Annotated in this window: 19 protein-coding genes and 1 tRNA gene; 17 read left to right on the top strand and 3 right to left on the bottom strand. The window is 47.3% G+C overall.

What is annotated here, in order from left to right:
• Positions 1-205 precede the first annotated feature (205 nt).
• The 7 genes from FC34_RS04115 to FC34_RS09540 all read left to right on the top strand — a co-directional run bounded on the left by FC34_RS04115 (position 206) and on the right by FC34_RS09540 (position 7610).
• Complete coding sequence (locus FC34_RS04115; protein ID WP_235803388.1) at positions 206-2848, top strand: cation-translocating P-type ATPase; 2643 nt, start codon at positions 206-208, stop codon at positions 2846-2848.
• Between the two features lie 23 nt (positions 2849-2871).
• Positions 2872-3306, top strand: a complete 435-nt coding sequence (locus FC34_RS04110) for a hypothetical protein (protein ID WP_057894104.1) — start codon at positions 2872-2874, stop codon at positions 3304-3306.
• Positions 3307-3446: 140 nt separating this feature from the next.
• The gene (gene lepB, locus FC34_RS04105) at positions 3447-4127 is read left to right on the top strand and encodes a signal peptidase I (protein WP_057894103.1); all 681 of its coding nucleotides are present in this window, start codon (positions 3447-3449) and stop codon (positions 4125-4127) included.
• A 258-nt stretch (positions 4128-4385) separates the two neighbouring features.
• A complete protein-coding gene (gene trpX / locus FC34_RS04100) occupies positions 4386-5372 on the top strand; it encodes a tryptophan ABC transporter substrate-binding protein (protein WP_057894102.1) in 987 nt (328 codons plus the stop codon).
• Positions 5369-6262, top strand: coding sequence for an ABC transporter permease (locus tag FC34_RS04095; RefSeq protein ID WP_057894101.1), 894 nt, complete (start codon positions 5369-5371; stop codon positions 6260-6262). The genes trpX and FC34_RS04095 overlap by 4 nt, the downstream gene beginning before the upstream one ends.
• A complete protein-coding gene (locus tag FC34_RS04090) occupies positions 6259-7011 on the top strand; it encodes an ABC transporter ATP-binding protein (protein ID WP_057894100.1) in 753 nt (250 codons plus the stop codon). Before FC34_RS04095 ends, FC34_RS04090 begins: the two co-directional genes overlap by 4 nt.
• Positions 7012-7163: 152 nt before the next feature.
• Positions 7164-7610 (top strand): SprT family protein, encoded by a 447-nt coding sequence (locus tag FC34_RS09540; RefSeq protein ID WP_083479227.1) that lies wholly within the window; start codon positions 7164-7166, stop codon positions 7608-7610.
• Here FC34_RS09540 and FC34_RS04085 read toward each other — a convergent pair.
• Complete coding sequence (locus FC34_RS04085) at positions 7540-8052, bottom strand: GNAT family N-acetyltransferase (RefSeq protein ID WP_057894099.1); 513 nt, start codon at positions 8050-8052, stop codon at positions 7540-7542. The genes FC34_RS09540 and FC34_RS04085 overlap by 71 nt on opposite strands.
• Before the next feature lie 147 nt (positions 8053-8199).
• Between FC34_RS04085 and FC34_RS04080 the strand changes: the two genes are divergently transcribed.
• The 5 genes from FC34_RS04080 (at position 8200) to FC34_RS04060 (ending at position 14750) form a co-directional block, all read left to right on the top strand.
• A tRNA-Leu gene (locus FC34_RS04080) sits at positions 8200-8285 on the top strand.
• A gap of 541 nt (positions 8286-8826) precedes the next feature.
• Positions 8827-10344 (top strand): peptide ABC transporter substrate-binding protein, encoded by a 1518-nt coding sequence (locus FC34_RS04075; RefSeq protein WP_235803387.1) that lies wholly within the window; start codon positions 8827-8829, stop codon positions 10342-10344.
• A gap of 196 nt (positions 10345-10540) precedes the next feature.
• On the top strand, positions 10541-12256 hold the full coding sequence (locus FC34_RS04070; RefSeq protein ID WP_057894097.1) for an ABC transporter ATP-binding protein: 1716 nt from the start codon (positions 10541-10543) through the stop codon (positions 12254-12256).
• Positions 12257-12258: 2 nt separating this feature from the next.
• Positions 12259-14040 carry an ABC transporter ATP-binding protein gene (locus tag FC34_RS04065; RefSeq protein WP_057894096.1) on the top strand — a complete coding sequence of 594 codons (1782 nt, stop codon included), beginning with the start codon at positions 12259-12261 and terminating at the stop codon, positions 14038-14040.
• Between the two features lie 110 nt (positions 14041-14150).
• On the top strand, positions 14151-14750 hold the full coding sequence (locus FC34_RS04060) for an ECF transporter S component (protein WP_057894095.1): 600 nt from the start codon (positions 14151-14153) through the stop codon (positions 14748-14750).
• Positions 14751-14808: 58 nt separating this feature from the next.
• On the opposite strand, the gene FC34_RS04055 is transcribed toward FC34_RS04060, so the two are convergent.
• Positions 14809-15441 carry a hypothetical protein gene (locus FC34_RS04055; RefSeq protein ID WP_057894094.1) on the bottom strand — a complete coding sequence of 211 codons (633 nt, stop codon included), beginning with the start codon at positions 15439-15441 and terminating at the stop codon, positions 14809-14811.
• Between the two features lie 240 nt (positions 15442-15681).
• Here FC34_RS04055 and FC34_RS04050 point away from each other — a divergent pair, with 240 nt between their 5' ends.
• Positions 15682-15882: a cold-shock protein gene (locus FC34_RS04050; protein ID WP_057825052.1), complete on the top strand. Its 201-nt coding sequence runs from the start codon at positions 15682-15684 to the stop codon at positions 15880-15882.
• 97 nt (positions 15883-15979) lie between these two features.
• On the top strand, positions 15980-16450 hold the full coding sequence (locus FC34_RS04045) for a GNAT family N-acetyltransferase (protein WP_083479226.1): 471 nt from the start codon (positions 15980-15982) through the stop codon (positions 16448-16450).
• On the opposite strand, the gene FC34_RS04040 is transcribed toward FC34_RS04045, so the two are convergent.
• Positions 16416-17387 (bottom strand): Gfo/Idh/MocA family protein, encoded by a 972-nt coding sequence (locus FC34_RS04040; protein ID WP_057894092.1) that lies wholly within the window; start codon positions 17385-17387, stop codon positions 16416-16418. The genes FC34_RS04045 and FC34_RS04040 overlap by 35 nt on opposite strands.
• Positions 17388-17510: 123 nt before the next feature.
• Between FC34_RS04040 and FC34_RS04035 the strand changes: the two genes are divergently transcribed.
• The 3 genes from FC34_RS04035 to FC34_RS04025 all read left to right on the top strand — a co-directional run bounded on the left by FC34_RS04035 (position 17511) and on the right by FC34_RS04025 (position 19345).
• A complete protein-coding gene (locus FC34_RS04035) occupies positions 17511-17942 on the top strand; it encodes a hypothetical protein (protein WP_057894091.1) in 432 nt (143 codons plus the stop codon).
• Positions 17943-17957: 15 nt separating this feature from the next.
• The gene (locus tag FC34_RS04030; protein WP_057894090.1) at positions 17958-18566 is read left to right on the top strand and encodes a glycoside hydrolase family 73 protein; all 609 of its coding nucleotides are present in this window, start codon (positions 17958-17960) and stop codon (positions 18564-18566) included.
• 200 nt (positions 18567-18766) lie between these two features.
• Positions 18767-19345: a xanthine phosphoribosyltransferase gene (locus FC34_RS04025; RefSeq protein WP_057894089.1), complete on the top strand. Its 579-nt coding sequence runs from the start codon at positions 18767-18769 to the stop codon at positions 19343-19345.
• The last annotated feature ends 8 nt before the right edge of the window (positions 19346-19353 follow it).

The following is a 19353-nucleotide window of genomic DNA, read 5'->3' as shown; positions in this document are numbered from 1 at the left end:
CATGCAATTTCCCTTGCTTTTCAAAAACGCCCTTAGTATACTGAAATCAGCATAAGGGAGTAATCTGCAGATATTCTGTGGCAACATCATCAGCTAGAACATATTCTGGTGTTGTCTTAAAAGGTGAGACTTATGGTCCTTTTTTTGGACTGTAAGTCTCTTTTTTTTAAAGCAAATCCCTGCGCCAAATAAGGAGGATTCACTGTTGAAAAATGTTTATCAGCTTTCCCCAGATGAAGTATTGGCTCAAGAAAAAAGCCAACTCAGCGGGTTAACAACGGCTGAAGCGGACCAACGTTTAGCGACAAATGGGCCTAACGAATTAGCCCAAGGCAAGAAAAAAAGTATGTTCATGCGGTTCGTTGACCAGTTCAAAGATTTCATGATCATTGTTTTGTTGGTGGCCGCACTGATTGCTGGTGTCGTGGTCCACGAGTGGGCTGACGCAGGCATCATTCTAGCCGTGGTGATTTTGAATGCGGTCTTCGGGGTGTTCCAGGAAAGTAAAGCCGAAGAGGCAATTGATGCCTTGAAAGAAATGTCGACGCCAAATGCCCGCGTGCGCCGCGGCAATGAAGTCCTGACAGTACCAAGTAATCAATTGGTCGTCGGTGACATTATCTTGCTTGAAGCCGGCGACGTTGTCCCAGCCGACCTCCGCTTAATCGAAAGTGCTAATTTAAAAATTGAAGAGTCAGCGTTGACCGGTGAAAGTGTGCCAGTTGATAAGACGACCGCCCCGATTGATCAAGATCAAGTCGGAATTGGTGATCGCACCAATATGGCGTTTATGAATAGTAATATTACCTATGGTCGCGGGGTCGGGGTTGTCGTGGCCACAGGGATGCAGACTGAAGTCGGCCGGATTGCCGGGATGATTAATGCTGCCGATGAAACCACAACGCCGCTCCAAGATAACCTGAGTCAATTAGGTAAGTCCTTAACGATCATGATTCTTGTGATTGCAGTGGTGGTCTTTGCTGTGGGGATGTGGCGGGGCGCGATGAGCTTACCTGAAATGTTCTTAACCGCCATTTCTCTGGCAGTCGCAGCTATCCCCGAAGGATTACCTGCGATTGTGACAATTATTTTGGCTTTAGGCACCCAGAAAATGGTGAAGCGTAATGCCTTAGTTCGGAAACTGCCTGCAGTGGAAACCTTAGGTAGTACGGACATCATCGCCTCAGATAAAACTGGGACCCTGACTCAAAACAAGATGACCGTTGAAAAAGTTTATTATGATGGCCAATTGCAAGATGCGAGTGCTGATATTACTGGGGACAATCCTATTTTGCGGATTATGAACTTCAGCAATGATACGCAGGAACAGGCAGATGGCAAGCTCTTAGGCGATCCGACTGAAACAGCTTTAATTACCTTTGGTCAGACGAAGGGTTACGACTTAAAGACTGAACTTGATGAAATGCCTCGAGTGGCTGAAGTGCCGTTTGATTCTGAACGGAAATTGATGTCGACCATTCACCAAATGCCAGACGGCCGTTATTTCGTGGCGACCAAAGGTGCCCCCGATGAATTACTGAAACGGGTGACCCAAATTGCCATGCCTGATGGGGTTCGAGACTTTACCGAAGATGATGACGCGGCCATCCTTGCCACTAACAAGCGCTTAGCGACTCAAGCTTTGCGGGTTTTGGGCATGGCCTATAAGTTCGTCGATACAGTGCCTGAACCTGTGGATAGTACTACGGTTGAACACGATTTGATTTTTGCTGGGTTGGTCGGAATGATTGATCCTGAACGGCCGGAAGCTGCGGCTGCGGTCGCCGAAGCAAAATCTGCTGGTATCCGGCCAATGATGATTACTGGGGACCACCGAGACACTGCTGAAGCCATCGCTGGTCGGCTAGGGATTATTGAACCGGGTGATGATGCAGCTGTGATTACTGGGGCTGAATTGGATGAACAATCTGATGAGGAGTTCAGCAAGAATGTGGATAAATATAGCGTTTATGCCCGGGTTGCCCCTGAGCATAAAGTTCGGATCGTCAATGCGTGGCAAAAGCGGGGTAAGGTCGTTGCCATGACAGGTGACGGCGTGAACGATGCGCCAGCTTTGAAGGCCGCTGACATTGGTATCGGAATGGGGATTACTGGGACGGAAGTGTCTAAAGGCGCTTCGGACATGGTCCTGGCTGATGACAACTTTAAAACCATCGTCGTTGCCGTTGAGGAAGGTCGGAAAGTCTTTAGCAACATTCAAAAAGCGATTCAATATCTCCTTTCTGCCAACCTCGGTGAAGTGCTGACCTTATTCATGATGACCATGTTAGGTTGGGATATTCTCGCCCCTGTGCACATTCTGTGGATTAACTTAGTCACTGATACTTTCCCAGCCATTGCCCTTGGGGTGGAACCAACAGAACCAGGGATTATGAAGCAAAAGCCACGTGGGCGCGCCTCGAATTTCTTCTCGGGTGGCGTGGGTTCGGCGATTATTTATCAAGGCCTTCTGGAAGGCTTGCTGACACTAGGTGTGTACTTTATCGCCATTACTTGGCCGGTTCATAGTGGCTATTCGGCCATTCATGCAGACGCTTTGACGATGGCTTATGCCACATTAGGCTTGATTCAATTGTTCCATGCGTTTAATGTTAAGTCTGTCCACCAAAGCTTGTTCAAGGTGGGGGCCTTTCGGAATAAGGCCTTCAATTGGGCAATCCTTGCCTCTTTCATTCTCTTAGCCGCAACCATTCTGGTTCCTGGCTTCAATGGCTTGTTCCATGTGACCTCATTGGATCTGTATCAATGGGCCATCGTGATTGGTGCCGGCTTATTGATGATTGTGATTGTTGAAGTGGTCAAATTTTTCCAACGCCGTCGGGCTTAATCCATCACTAAAGGAGCACATTTATGAACAAGAATCAGCTGAAAATCATGCATTATGGGAATCTAATCAACAGTGTGATTACCGAAACCGAATCAACGCAAGAATCATTGAACCCTGAGTTTGAAGCGCTGCGTCAGGCAATCGACGACCAGACTGTAGCCGAAATGGCTCCCGACGTTTATCAAAAAACAAAGGCTGACTTTGTGGCCGGCACCGCCCATTATCAAGAGTTGTTGGACAAGCTCCAAAATGCCCAAGTGCCAGCCCGTTTGTTGGGGAATCACAAGCTGATGGCAGGTAGCTATGCCCGTTTTGTTGCCGCTTGCGAACAGATGACTCAAAGCCTTGGCGATGGCCAAACCATCGATCAATCTCAGTTTGATGAAGCAGAAGCGACCCAAGATGAAGAGACGGAAAAGATTACAAAATACTTGCAGAAAATTTCTGTCCTCGTTTAACCACTATGCAACCGCGCGCCTCGACAATGGGCGCGCGGTTTTTTATGACTTTTTAAAAATCCTAGTCGAGATGGCTCGTCATGGTTGTTTACCCCTAAAATGTGGTAGAGTTAAACGTGAATGTAAACCTGGAGGTTACCATGAAACGAAAACCATTAGTGATTATCTTAGATATTTTGTTAGTGTTAGCGGTCATCGCCAACTTTGTGTTAGCGACTGATTTTACGTCGGGGACTTCGATGGATCCAACATTAAAGGATGGCCAACCTTTGTGGGTCATGCGGCCGACGGCAATGAGGCTTCTTCATGTCAACTATAATCGCGGCGATATTGTCATTGCCAAAAACGATGTTGACTTAAATAACTTGACCAAGGGCGAGTTGATTGTGAAGCGGGTCATCGGTACCCCCAAAGAGACCGTCAGTGTGGGCCGCAAGACGGTTTACATTAACGACAAAGCCTTAAAAGAGCCCTATGTGGTGCACAAGATGGACAATTTGTACTATTCCTATGGTGGGGTGGCCAACGGGGGGCAAGTCTTTAATGACGCAAACTACAAGGCCACAACCAAGTTAGGGAGCAACCAGTATTTCTTGATGGGTGACAACCGGCCAGCATCTGCTGATTCCCGCTGGATTGGTGCCGTTAAGCAGTCACAGCTGCAGGGGAAAGTGATTGTTAAATTGCCATTTAACGCCCACAACTTATCGGGTCGATTATTTGGCCAAATTCTGGTCTATACACCGCTTATTCTGCTGTTACTCAGTTTCTTAGCTAGTTATTTATACGATCTGCGGGCCAAAAGCGCAAAACAAGCTTGACAACCATCCAGGTCGTCTTATATAGTGAATGATATTAAATCAAAGGGAGGAACCAACATGACAACACGCTATTCTTGGCAAAGCCAACATTAGCAGGTGCGACTGACGCAACCTGCAGACGCGCAGGTTGTGTCTATGTTGGTGACTCGAGTACTTTTTCCGCATAGACACCCCAAGTGGGACTATGCGGATTTTTTTTGCCTCCGCTGGCCTGCGCGGAGGTCTTTTTTTACATATTTTTCAAATGGGGGAGAAATAATGAAACGAATGATGATTTTTATCGCAGCGCTAGTGGCTTTTCTGGGCGTTGCGTTCTTTAACCAAGGCCACCAGCGCAAGCAAGCGCAAGTGCCCTTGGTTGGGATTCTACAACCGCTGAGTCATCCCGCACTGGATGCGATTCATAAGGGGATTGAAGCGGGATTAGCGAAGAGTGGTTATAAAGCTGGAAGTGTTCGCTTTGATTTTCAGAATGCGCAGGGTGACCAAAGTAATCTGAAAACCATGGCTGAGCGATTCACGACCGAAAATGCTGCTGTGACTGTGGGGATTGCGACTCCGGCGGCCCAAGCCTTGGCAAACGCTAACCAATCGACGCCGGTCGTGCTGGGTGCGGTTACTGATCCCAAAGGCGCCAAGCTGGTCAAAGACAATGCCCATCCGGGTGGCAATGTCACCGGCGTCTCGGATCAGCCACCACTCAAAGCCCAATTGCAACTCATCAAAACGCTCATGCCCAAGGCTAAAGTTTTGGGATTGATTGGTACGTCAAGTGATGATTCGGCCCAGTCGCAGATTCGCCAAATGCAAGCCCTGGCCCCTAAGTATGGGTTCACGGTCAAAACGTATGCAATCAGTAATACAAATGACTTAACGCAGGTGGCTAACCAGATGGTGACCCAAGTTGATGCCATCTATGTGCCAACTGACAACACGATTGCGAGTGCCATGCAGACGTTGGTAGCAGCAGCTAACGCGCGGAAGGTACCTATTTTTCCGTCTGTGGACACCATGGTTGAGCAAGGCGGCTTGGCGGCCATCGGTTTGGATCAATTCCAGCTTGGCGTTGAAACTGGCAAAATGGTTGCCAAGATTCTCAAGGGTGCCGATCCTGCAACAACCCCAATTCATTTTGAAACAAACGGCCAGCTCATCTTGAATGACAAGGTTGCGCGGCAGCTAGGCATTACAATTCCAAAATCAGTTGCACACACAGCACAAACACAAGGGAAGGTGATCCAATGACATTAGGAGTTTCGGCCATTGGCCAAGGGCTGCTTTACGGGCTGCTCGGTATCGGACTATTTTTGACTTTTAGAATTCTGGATTTCCCAGATATGACAGTGGAAGGCACTTTCCCTTTTGGGGCCGCTGTGGCAGTCTCTGCGATTACGCACGGGATTAATCCCGTTTTGGCGACGTTACTCGCCATGTTGGCAGGGATGTTGGCAGGGGCGGTGACTGGTCTGCTGAGTACTGTTGGCCGGATGCCTGTCCTGCTGGCAGGTATTTTGGTTATGACGGCGTTGTTCTCCATCAACCTTCGAGTAATGGGACGCGCCAATCTATCGCTTTTAAACCAACCTAATTTGTTCAAGTCACTGACCAACACACTGGTCTCTGCTGATTTCAGTAGTGTGCTGATTGGGTTTGTGGCAGTCGGCTTGGTGGTTGCTTTGCTTATGCTGTTTCTTAACACCCAGCGGGGGCAAGCTTTCATCGCAGCCGGCGATAATCCCACCATGGCCCAAAGTTTAGGGATTAATCCCAAGCGGCAGCAGGTATTGGGCTTAATGTTAGGTAATGGTCTAATTGGGTTATCAGGTGCTTTGGTCGCACAAAGTAACGGTTATGCCGACGTCAATATGGGTATTGGTGTGATTGTAATCGGTTTGGCAGCAATCATCATCGGCGAAGTAGCCTTTGGTAATTTGACCTTGAGTCAGCGGCTGGTCGCGGTTGTCCTAGGGAGCATCATTTATCGTTTTATTCTTCTCGTGGTTTTGGCCTTAGGATTCAGTCCAGATGACTTGAAGCTGGTTTCAGCTGTTGTGCTGGCAATCGCGATTATGGTGCCGCAATTTGATGCCCAATTAAAGTTACGACGGGTTTTAAAGAAGGGGGTTCAATCATGAGCCAATTAGCATTGAAGGGTGTTACCGTGAATGTTCCTACTGATGACGGCGTGAAAACTTTACTGGATAACGTGAATTTAACGCTTAATTCTGGTGATTTTGTTAGTGTTGTTGGGACCAATGGGGCTGGGAAGTCTACCTTGTTCAATACCATTGCCGGCAACCTGCCAGTGGCAGCCGGTTCAATCATGTTGGGCGGTCACGATATCACAACCTTTTCACCAGAGAAGCGGGCCCGCTACATTGCGCGCGTTTTCCAGGATCCTAAAATGGGGACGGCGCCACGAATGACGGTGGCCGAGAACCTGGCCTTGGCTTCTCATCGAGGTCAGCCGTTACGATTCAAGTTACGGCGGTTAAATGCTCAAAAACCAGACTTTTTGACTTTAACCAAGCAGACCGGTAATGGCCTTGATGCCGCTTTGGACCGCGAAACGGCATCGCTTTCCGGCGGCCAACGGCAGGCACTGAGTCTATTGATGGCTAGTTTGAATCAGCCTGACTTGCTCTTGTTAGATGAACATACTGCGGCGCTTGATCCTCATACCAGTGCTGCCATCATGCAACTGACAGCCACAATGATGACTGAACGGCATTTAACCGGCCTGATGATTACCCACCATATGGCAGATGCGCTGGCGTATGGGAATCGATTGTTGGTGCTCGATCATGGGCAGATTGTTGCTGACTATGATGCTCAGCAAAAAGCTCGGCTCCAACGCGAGGACTTACTCGCGTACTTCGCGTAGAGACAACAAAAAGGATTATGACAAAAATTATTTGTCATAATCCTTTTTAAATCGCAGAGGTGATTCTAATGCTTTTTGGCATCAGGGTTGTGGGCGTGCTATAATGCTTTGTTAAATTGACCTGGCACTTGGCACTATGAATCGAGGAATCAATGAATAATCAAGACTTACAACAACGAGTCGAGCAAATCTCATTACGTGATTTTCATAGGCCGTTCATGCATCAAGCCATTTTTAATCGGCGTCTCAAAACGACAGGCGGCCGCTTTCATCTCAAAGATGGTCATTTAGACTTCAATCCGACAATGTTTGCGACCCATCCTGAAGCAATTGATGGCATTATCAAGCATGAACTGACCCATTATCATTTGTATGCGCAACATCGGGGCTACAAACACGGCGATCACGACTTTAAAACCTTACTTGCACAAGTGGGGGGCTCACGGTACGCCCCAGCGCCTGATCACACTGCAAAATGGCATTATCAGTGCCACCACTGTGGGGCCGACTACTATCGCAGTCGCAAGATCAATCTCCAGCGCTACCGGTGTGGTCGTTGCCACGGTCAGTTGGTGTTGCAAGCGGCCGAGTCATTGTAATTTGCGCGGCTTGATAGCCCCATTTTTCATACAGCTGAATGGCATCCGTGTTCTGGGGGAGAACATTGAGTTGGACGTATTCAAGCTGGTGGGCTAAGCTCCAGGCATCGACCGCGCCCAGCAGGGCTGAGCCAATGCCCTGATGGCGAGCCGTGGGAGCGACGACAAGGTCGATTAAATAAGCAAAATCGTGGGCGACCACTTCTGGAGCCGCCTCTGTCTTGGCGGCAACAACTAGGGCAAACCCGTTGATGTTCTGCGCTTCATCAACGTTAATCAAAACGTCAGCGAGGTCTTCCATAATATACCGGGCAAAATAGTCACGGTTGTCTGCGGCTAATGGCTGGATGATGGTTGGTGCGAGGACGGCCATCTCGCGAGTGAGGTGCTGATAAAGGCCGACAATGGGACTTAGATCGACAAGCGTTGCTGGACGAATCACGGAATCACTCCTTGGTATTTTTGACTAGCTTACCACAGACGTGGGCTAATCGAGTGGCAGAACGCGGATAGTTTTAATTTTTCGTTGACTTTGCTTTGGTTTCTGTATACAATATTTCTTGTGCTTGTGAATCAAGCTACTTCCAATGCGGGTGTGGCGGAACTGGTAGACGCGCAAGATTAAGGATCTTGTGGCCAATTATGGCCGTGAAGGTTCAAGTCCTTTCACCCGCATCAATACTTAGCAAAAGGCATGTGTGAGTTTTTCACACGTGCTTTTTTTATGTTTAAATTCCAATTGCTGCCAGCAGCCAGCTCCCGAATTGATAACGCTTACGACATGTCTCGATTAGAATATTCGCACCACCGCAGCAGGTAATTACTCAAAATGTCTTTTACCCGGTGTTGATTTTGAGACATAAACGGTGAAAAACGGCGATTCAGGGATGTGAAATGATTGAATTCCAGTTAATTGGTAATTTCACTTTGCCAGCAACGATTTTGTACCGTATACTTGAAATATTAAAGACGTTTCCAATTCGAAAGGAGTGAACAGCATGTGTTGTATGAAGGCAGAAGCAGATATTGATTGTTGTTGTTCAGTCGTTTTTGAATTGGAGGAGAATCATGGCATCAAAATTAACTAAATTTATCGTTGGCGCTGTTGCGGTCGTTGCGGTGGCAGGCGTGTGTAGTGCTTGGCCTGAGAACGCAAAGTAAGGCTTCTTCCAGCGCGAAATCACAACAAGTTTTGAACTTACCGACTGCGAGTCCCATGGATTCAGTGGATATTTCCAAACTTGGCGGCTATGGTCAGACAGGCAATATTTTTGAGAGTTTTTATCGGTTGGGTAAGGATGGCACTTTGACTCCAGGGTTGGCCCAGTCCGTGGATGTTTCGGCTGACCAGAGAACCTATACTTTCCATTTGCGTGCGGCCAAGTGGAGCAATGGTGATCCCATTACCGCAGCAGATTATGTTTTCTCATGGCAACGTTCAGTCAATCCCAAGACGAGATCGCCTTATGCATACTTATTTGCAGGGGTGAAGAATGGGGCCGCGATTGCTGCGGGCAAGCAGGCACCCAGCACGCTTGGGATTACTGCCCTAAATGCGCAAACTGTTGTGGTCCAATTGGAGCGGCCGATTGCATACTTTAAGAAGTTGATGGCCTACCCGCTTTTCGGGCCTCAAAACGAGAAAATTTACAACCGTTATGGCGCGAAATATGGAACCAAGGCCCAGTATATGGTTTACAGTGGTCCCTTCAAGTTGGTTGATTGGGACGGGACCGGCAATCAGTGGTCCTATGTTAAGAATCAACAGTATTGGGACCATCAAGTCGTCAAACTGCAGCGCATTAACTACGTTGTCGTTCCGGACGCCACGACTGGGGTTGATCTCTTTCAAACAAACAAGATTGATTTGACGCAACTTTCTGTCGAACAAGTCCCGACTTATGTGAAGAACCCAGATTTTAAGGTGTTTGCCTATTCATACGTAAACTATATTGCTTACAATCGGAAGAATAAAGACCAGGATAAGGCCGAAATGTTGAACAATCAGGATGCGCGATTGGCGATTTCATTGGCCATTGACCGGTCTGCTTTGGCTAAGAAGGTGGTGGGGGATGGTACTTTAATTCCTACTGGTTTTGTGGCCACTGATTTGGCCAGCAGCCCAAAGACTGGGACCGATTTCTCAAAGGATCAAGCTGTTCCAGATACAATGAAGTTTGACGAGCAATCGGCCAAAGCGCATTGGGCTAAGGCGCAAGCAGCAACCGGCCTCAAGAAAATCACTTTGGGCTTGTTGGTCGGCAATGATAATAGTAGCGCTCCTGCTAGCAAGAGTGTGGTGGAATACCTGAAGAGCCAACTTGAGGTCACTTTACCTGGATTGACGGTGAACATCCGTATGATTCCAAGTAATGCGGCCAAAAATGAGCGCGACAACGGCGATTTTGATCTGGCACTGATGGGCTGGGGAGCCGACTTCAATGACCCAATTTCATTTCTGGAGTTGCTAACGAGTGATAATGGTATGAACGCCGGCCATTATCAGAGTAGTACCTATGACAAACTGGTAACGGCCGCTGAAGGTGTCGATGCGACCAATCCTGATAAGCGGTGGCAAGATTTGATCGCCGCTGCGCAGCTTGTCAATCGCGAACAAGCGGTCACACCGTTATACCAAAGCGTTTATCCAGATTTAATGCGCCGGAATATCCAAGGCGTGATTCACAATACCGCTGGGACCCAGTGGAGTTATAAATACGCTTCGATTAAGTAAGTTAATTGTGCCAAAGAGGCCGCTGGGGGAGCGGTCTCTTTTTTTGTATACGCGATTAGGGCGCAAGACTGATGCTAAGGCAGGCGCTTTTTTGTACGCTAACAGTCGGCAATTGATGGGCGCCGAGTGGATTTTTATTGCAGTCGCAGGTCCCTTTTGGTACGATTGATGGACTTGTGACCATGGGAGGGATTTTATGAAAGCACTATTGCCATATTTTAAGCGCGAGCGATGGAATATCACTTGGGCAATTGTTTCGGTTCTTGTTGTTGCCTTTGCAACGTTGTGGCAGCCACATTTATTGCAACAAGTCTTAGAAGCAATCATTAAAAAAGATAACGATACGGTCTTTAACAATGGGATTATTCTTATTGTGCTGGCGGTCATCGGGATTGTCGCGGGGATCATTAACACGGTCTATAGTGCGAAAATCGCCCTCAATGTCGCCACGGATATGCGCGAAGATCTGTATAAGAAAATTCAGACGTTCTCTTATGGGAATGTTGAACAGTTTTCCGCGTCTAATTTAGTTGTCCGAATGACCAATGATATTAACCAAGTCCAACAAATTGTGATGGCGTTGTTCCAACAATTGACCCGGATTCCAATTCTGTTCATCGGGGCCTTTGCCTTGGCCATTATGACGCTGCCGAATCTTTGGTGGATTATTATTGTGATGATGTTACTGATTGTTGGGGTTTCAGCCTTTTCATTTACACGGATGGGCAAGTATTTCGGTTCAATGCAGGGAATGGTGGAACGCGTGAACACTTTGGCACGTGAAAACCTCATGGGCATTCGGGTCGTGAAGTCGTTTGTTCAGGAACAAAATCAGATCAAAACCTTCTCAGAGTCCAGTGATGAGATGCGCGATTTGACCATTAAAATTGGGAACTTGTTCTCAATTTTGATGCCAGCATTCTTCTTGTTTGCTAATTTGGCGATGGCCTTAACGATTTATATGGTGGGTGGCATGATTACTGAGCATCCAACCTATTTAGCGGCTGTCACATCGTTCATCAGTTATTTGATGCAGATTCTGTTCTCAATTATTATTGGGGGCTTCATGATGACCTTTGCCTCGCGGGCAGTGGTGTCGTTGGGCCGGATCAAAGAAGTCTTCGATACGAAACCGATGTTGTCCTTCCCAGACGTGCCTGAAGAACATCTTGCCGGCAGCGTTGGGTTTGATCATGTCACCTTTACTTATCCTGGTGACGAACAGCCAACCTTGAAAGACATTAGTTTTGAAGTCGCTCCGGGGGAAATGATTGGGATTGTTGGCGCGACCGGGTCTGGGAAATCGACCTTAGCACAGCTCATTCCACGGTTGTTTGATCCTGATTCAGGGGAAGTGACAGTTGGTGGCAAAGATGTTCGAGATGTCAACGAGCAATCTTTGCGGCACGCAGTCTCATTTGTGCTACAACGGGCAACAATTTTCTCTGGGACCATTGCGCAGAACCTGCGGCAAGGGAAACCGAACGCGACTTTGGAAGAAATGAACTGGGCAGCCAATGTTGCTCAGAGTGCCGAGTTCATTAATCGGTTGGATAAGAAGTTCGATGCGCCGGTTGAAGAACGGTCTGCCAATTTCTCTGGTGGTCAAAAGCAACGGTTGGCGATTACTCGAGGCGTGATTGGAAAACCAGACATTTTGATTATGGATGATTCCACGAGTGCTTTGGATGCCCGCTCAGAGAAGCTGGTGCAACAAGCACTGAATAAAGAACTCAATGGGACCACCACGTTTATTATTGCTGAAAAAATTTCATCAATTATCAAAGCCGATCGAATTCTAGTGTTAGATGATGGCCAGCTGATTGGGCAAGGCAGTCATGCTGAACTGGTGAAGACCAACCCTACCTACCAAGAAATTTACCAAACCCAAAAAGCGCTTGAGGAGGTGTAGCCATGAAAGACTTAAAGAATGCTGGGAAATTCTATTGGCACTATCTAAAGCGGTATTGGCTCACTTTTTTGACGGTTTTTGTTTTATTAGGGTTTGCCACGTATTTCTCTGTGAAGGCCCCAACGTATATGGGGAAGGCGATTCAACAATTAGCTGAATATTTGGGCAAATGGATGAACCCAATGACCCGGAAAGCCGCTAGCTTTGATGCTTTCAATCACACCATGGTCATCTTCGTCCTGCTCTATTTAGGCAATGCCGCAACAATGTTGATTTCTTCGTTATTGTTGTCGCAAGTTTCCGGTAAGTCGACTGGGACCATGCGGATCGGCCTGTTCCGGAAGATGCAACGCATGCAGGTCAGTTATTTTGATCAGCACTCTGATGGCGATATTCTCGCTCGGTACACGTCTGACCTCGATAATATTTTCAATGCCATGAACCAGGCATTGTTTGAAATCATCATGAGTATTGCCCAGTTCATCGGAATTGTCATCATGATGTTCAATCAAAATGTCGAATTAGCTTGGGTCACCATGGCTTCCACACCAGTGGCCTTGATTCTCTCTGCCATCGTCATTCAACAAGCCGGTCGTTCAGTTGATCGGCAACAGGATGACATTGGGGCTTTGAATGGGTACATTAACGAGCAGATTACCGGTCAGAAAATCATTATTACCAATGGCCTGCAAGCAGACTCGATTAAAGGCTTTGAAGGCTATAATCAGCGTGTGCGTCAGTCAGCACTTCGCGGCCAAATCTGGTCTGGGATTTTGAATCCACTACTTCAAGGCCTCTCGCTATTAAACACGGCGATTGTGATTTTCTTTGGCTCTTGGTTAGTCTTGCACGGATCCTTATCTCAAGCTGCCGGACTGGGATTGGTTGTGGTCTTTGTCCAATATGCGCAACAATACTACCAGCCCATCACATCGTTGACCTCGCTGTATAATATGATTCAATTGGCAATCACAGGTGCACGGCGGATTAATGAGGTCCGCGAGCAACCTGACGAAGTTGATCCAGCTGATGGCAAAACGTTGGACGGGTTGAAATCCAAAATCCTCTTGGACGACGTGCATTTCAGTTACCTACCTGGTAAGGAAATTTTGCACGGCGTCAATATCGAAGTGGATAAAGGTGAAATGGTGGCTTTGGTTGGACCTACAGGCTCAGGTAAAACAACGGTTATGAATTTGCTTAATCGATTCTACGATGTCGATAGTGGGGCGATCACCTTTGATGGCACCGATGTTCGCGAGTTCAAGTTAGATGAATTGCGGCGGCATGTTGGCATCGTCCTTCAGGATCCACAATTATTCTCAGGTACTATTGCGGACAATATTAAATTTGGGAAACCCGATGCCACTGACGACGAGATGATTGATGCGGCCAAGCAAGCCAATATTCACGATTTCATTATGAGTTTGGAAGAAGGCTATCAGACACCAATCAGTGATGAGAACTCGATCTTCTCCGCTGGTCAGAAGCAACTGATGTCAATTGCGCGGACCATCATCACTAACCCGAATCTGCTGATTCTGGATGAAGCCACCTCAAACGTTGATACTGTCACTGAAGCCAAAATTCAAAAAGCCATGGATAACGTGATTCAGGGCCGGACTAGTTTCGTGATTGCTCACCGATTGAAGACCATCTTGAATGCCGATAAAATTGTCGTTCTCAAAGACGGCGATATTATCGAACAGGGAACTCATCAACAACTGTTGGCAGAAGACGGCTTCTATGCCGAGCTGTATCATAATCAAATGGTTTTTGACTAACCAAATTCTTTGGAACCGAGCCACTCTCAGTGCAGGGTGCATCGGTTCCTTTTTTGTGCACTAATGAATTTAGATGCTACAATGTAGGCACTAAGAGAAGGAGTGCGGCTATGAATAAACGTAGTTCTGCCTATGAAATCAGCGTCTTGGGTATTCTCAGTGCAATCATCATTTTGCAAAGTTTCATACCGTTTTTTGGCAATATTACGATTCCTGGATTGCCAGCTATCACCACGGTTCATCTCACTGTGATTCTGGGGGCCATCATCCTCGGGACCAAGGAAGGAATGTTTCTGGGTGGCGTGTGGGGTGTGAGTTCCCTCATTCGGGCGTACACCATGGCGACCGATCCGTTAACGATTCTGCTGTTTCGTAATCCGCTCATCGCAATTATTCCTCGCATCTTGGTTGGTCTGGTGGCGGGCTTAATTTTTAACCAAATTGCCAAGCAAATGCGGACCGGCGTGTGGGGTACTGTCAAAATGAGTGTTGCTGGCATATTAGGGGCAATGACTAATACGGCTGGCTTTGTGCTTTTCACTTGGAGCATGTACATGGGGCATTCGACTCAAGTCATTGCTGGGTCAACATCCGAGACGTTTTTTGTGTTGCTGATTGGTTTGATTCTGGGGAATGCGATTGTTGAGGTTGTGTCAGCTGGGATTATTACGCCAATCCTGGGCCAGGCACTAATTCGCTTTAAACGTTAGGGCTTTAGTGCCAAAAAAAAGACGGGTGGTCCTCGAAAATTTATCGAGGCACCCGTCTTTATTGATCGGTACTATTGGCGATGGCTTTTGTCAGCTTTTTGGCATTGGCAGCGGCGGCATCGAGATTGGCTAAACTAATATCAATCTGTTGACCAAGAGTACTGGCATATTGGTTCAGAGCGACTAGGTCGCTGTTGATGGTTTTAGAATCGTCTTCAGCTTTCACGCCGTCAAACAGGGTTGTTTCGGCGGTAGTCACTTCATCATAGTAGGATAACAGGGTCTTATGATCCAGTTGAATCAACTTTAAACTGGCGAGCAGGGTTGTTAATTCGGTTTGAGGTAACTGGCCATTGGCCTGATTCTTGGCTTTTGACAGGGTCCCAGCAGCTTGGTTTAATTGGCTTTGAATATCAATTAAGCGCTGATAAGCTTGTTCCCGCTTGGCTAATAATGGTTTGATGGGTTTAGAGTCCGCTGTCAAAGGGGTGGCCGATTTTTCGGTAGCACGTTGGAACTCACTAGGCAGGGATGTCGTGGTTTCATTAATGGTCGTCAGGGCAGAACTTGCCGCTTTCGTGGCCGTGATGACATCGCTAGCAGTGGTATTCACCTGTTTTTGTTGGCTTTCACCAGCTGAGCAGCCGACTAGCGCAACGGCAAGGGTAATAAAAAGTAAAATGCGTTTCATGGCGGACTCCTTTCTTTAGTTTATCCTAGCGTAAAGCCAGTCAGAATGCTAGATAAAGCTGATTGGAAAACGATTTCAAATAATAGGAGCCCAGGGCTTGTAAAAGTTTGATTTAGATGATACACTAACAATGTACTTTTTGAACGGCCATGGTTGCAATGTTCCTCGGACTTCTTCCATTTGCGCCAAACAGAAAATGCACTATTAAAACGCGCTTTGTGCGCAAGGAGGATGTTCTCTATGGAACACGGTACAGTTAAATGGTTTAACGCAGAAAAAGGTTATGGCTTCATCACTCGCGAAGATGGTAGCGATGTATTCGTACATTTCTCAGCTATCCAAGGCGACGGTTACAAGACCCTCGAAGAAGGCCAAGCCGTAACTTTTGATATCGAAGAAAGCGACCGCGGCCCTCAAGCAGTTAACGTCAACAAAGACTAATTAACAGCTTAAACGGCTTAGATTGATTCTTTCAATCAATAGAGGCTGCGATTTACCCTTAGGGGTAGGTCGCAGCTTTTTTTGTCCCTTAGGAGGTATGATGAAATTCCAACTGATTCAAGCTGCAGAACGCGCACCTTTCTTGCCCTTGCTAGCTCTCGCCGATGATGATCCCGCTAAAGTAGCAGCGTACTTTGAGCAGGGAGAGCTTTACATTGGCTGGCTCGATGGTGTGGCGGTCATTGCCTTATTGTTTATTCCAGGCGGCAACAAAACTGTTGAGCTCAAGAATCTGGCTGTCATCCCCTCAATGCGCCGCAAACAAATAGCCACCCAAGCGTTGCAGTATTTTCTGCAACGGCTGAGTGACCGTTATGCCACAATGGTTGTGGGGACTGGCGATGCCGATATCGGCAACATTGCCTTTTATCTCAAGAATGGGTTCCGGTTTGACCATATCATTAAGGGTTTCTTCCTTGACTATCCGGCTCCCATCGTTGTCGATGGGGTTCACCTTCAAGATATGGTGGTGTTTAAACGTCAAACATTGTCTCGTTTGGATAGTTGAAACCCCAACGTTGGCGTGCTTGCGTCATAATGGTCATCACATCGCGGGTCCAAGCCAGGGTTGGATTATTGCCGGTCGCAATAGCTTGGGCAAAATCATCAACCTCATAGGCTAAGGCTTGAGACGTTTGACCAGCTTCGATGAGGTCAGGCGTTAAATCTGGCGTGAAGAAAGTGGCATTCTGACTGCGAGGATATTGATCTACGGTGAAAAAGCCTTCTTCGTAGGCGACGATACCTTGCTTTGGCATTTTGGCTTGGAGGTTTAACGCCACAGTGACTTGTTCGTGATGTTCATCAGTCAGCAAGAAGCTCGATTGTCCGTCCACACCGGTGGTGGTTTTCGTCATCTCAGTCGCCACTAACTTTGGTGTGGCCGTCATGAAGCGCCGCGCAAAACTCAACGCATAGACTCCGATGTCAAGCAGTGCGCCACCTGCTAAATTAGGATTTAGTAGTCGGTCATCAGGCCGGTTAGGTGCATATGATCCGAAGCTGACTTGGATTGTTTTGAGTTGGCCCAAGGTTTTGGCTTTCTCCATCAAGGCCGGGTAGAGTGGCATGTGGTAGATTGTTTGGGCTTCCATCAAAATGAGATTACGCTCGTGCGCAATGGCAATGAGGTCGTCTAGTTCCCCAAGATTTAAGGTGATGGACTTCTCGGCCAGCACATGCTTGCCAGCCAGTAGGGCGGCTTTAATTTGGGCATAGTGAAAATTATGCGGTGTCGCAATGTAAACTGCATCGATGTCCGGATCGGCAAACATTTCGTCATAGCTGCCGTAAGCTTTTGGAAGCTGATATTGCTCGGCAAATGCTTGTGCACGTGGTAAATCGCGCGCGGCTGCGGCAACGAGTTGTTGATCTTTTGGGAAGGCTTTGGCAAAGGAGTGCGCAATGCGCCCAAGCCCAACAATTCCAAAACGGTATTGAGACATAAGGACCCTTCTTTCAATTGACTTAATGCCATGGTAACATGTTGACTACTCAAGCGCATTCATTGGGCGGAAAATTGAGTCATTCACTGCCAAAATTGCTACAATGGACTTGAGGTGATTGTCATGAATGATGAAATGCTAATTCAGTTTCTTCAACAAATTGCGGGTATCCGTATCCGCAAGTGGCAACAAAATCGCACGACCACTGGGACTTTATCGCACGCTGAAAAGCGCCAATTACGCAGTATGCTAACAGATTATGAATGGATGCTGGTTCAGAAATTAGTGCCAGAATTCAGTGATGATGCCATTGGGCTCGCACGAGCGTTTAATGCAGCTAAATTGGCTGTCGCAAAAGTCTGGCTTCAGTCACCAGGATTATCGACCCGGTTTGTGAAGCTTGATCAGGCTGGCACGCAGACAATTCATTTACAAGTCCGCCTAGAGTATGTGCTCGGCTTACTGGATGTCTTAGATTTTGCAGTCCCAGCAAGTGTGGCTACCCAGTTAGAAACACATCAACTTGATTTGCTGACCTGGGCAAATCAACAATAATAAGCGAGGTATCTTGTGGCCAGAAGAAAGAAGAACACCGTCCCAACGCAATTGTGGGTCATCTTAGCCGTCCTCATTCTCGGCGGCGGGATTGTTTTACATCAAAATCAAACTCAGCAGGAACAAGCTGAAGAACAAAAAGCCGAACAGGCTGCTGTTCTTGCTGCAAAAGAAAATTTTATTAAGACCCACGCACCTTATGCCAAAAGGCTGCAGTCGGCTTATGGGATTCTTCCTAGTGTAACTTTAGCGCAGGCCATTCTTGAAAGTGACTGGGGTAAGAGTACCTTGGCTAGTGAGTACCACAACCTGTTTGGCATCAAAGGGGACTCAGTGGCTAACACTAAAGAGATGACGACTAAGGAGTACGTTAACGGCCAATGGGTGACGATTAAAGCGCGTTTCCGCGTATATGCCGACGATGCAGCTTCAATGAAAGACCACGCCTTGTTATTCGTGAATGGGACCAGTTGGAACGCCAAACAGTACCAGGCAGTGCTTGCGGCCAAAGATTATCAAACCGCCGCTCATGCCTTGGCTACTAGTGGTTACGCAACTGATCCCGATTACCCGGCTAAACTGATTAACCTGGTGGAGACGTACCATTTGGATCAATATGACTAGTTTAAACCGCAGAAACCGAACATTTCATGTGTCTTATAATTGCTAGCTTGTTGGATTGAGCCCTGTTAAATCGCGCTTAATCCTTTTTTTGTCCGCAAATTTAGATTTCGGAAAATCCAGATAATCGCCGGAGCAGCGGTTGAGTCAGGCCGTTGTTTGTGGTAAGCTAATGAAAATTTATTCTCAAAGGAGCGCGTATTGTGAAACTGTTAGAAGATCGCATTAGAGAAGACGGGCAGGTCCTGGGTGCTGACGTCTTGAAAGTTGATAATTTTTTGAATCATCAGATTGATCCTGATTTGATGATGGCCCTTGGTGAAGAATTCCATCGTCGGTTCGCAGACGCGCCCATCACAAAAATTCTGACAGTTGAAAGCTCAGGTATTGCACCAGCTTTAGCTGCAGGGATGGCCTTTCACGTGCCGGTTGTCTTTGCACGGAAGCACAAGAGCCTGACTTTAAAAGACAACCTCTATACTGCAACCGTCTATTCATTCACCAAGAAGACCTCTAATGAAATCTCAATTTCTAAAAAGTTTCTCTCGGCTGACGACAACGTCCTGATTATCGATGACTTCTTAGCCAATGGCCAAGCTGTTGAAGGCTTAATCGAAATCATCGGTCAAGCTCAGGCAACCTTAAGTGGTGTGGGAATTGTCATCGAAAAAACGTTCCAAAAGGGACGCCAATTATTGGATGAACGCCAAATCCATGTGGAATCACTGGCGCGGATTGCTGCTTTTGAAAACGGCCAAGTCGTTTTTGCCCCTGAAGCCTAGGAGGACAT

The sequence above is a fragment of the Lacticaseibacillus brantae DSM 23927 genome, assembly GCF_001436115.1.
GTDB classification, from domain to species: domain Bacteria; phylum Bacillota; class Bacilli; order Lactobacillales; family Lactobacillaceae; genus Lacticaseibacillus; species Lacticaseibacillus brantae.
This window is presented reverse-complemented; position numbering and strand designations above follow the sequence as displayed.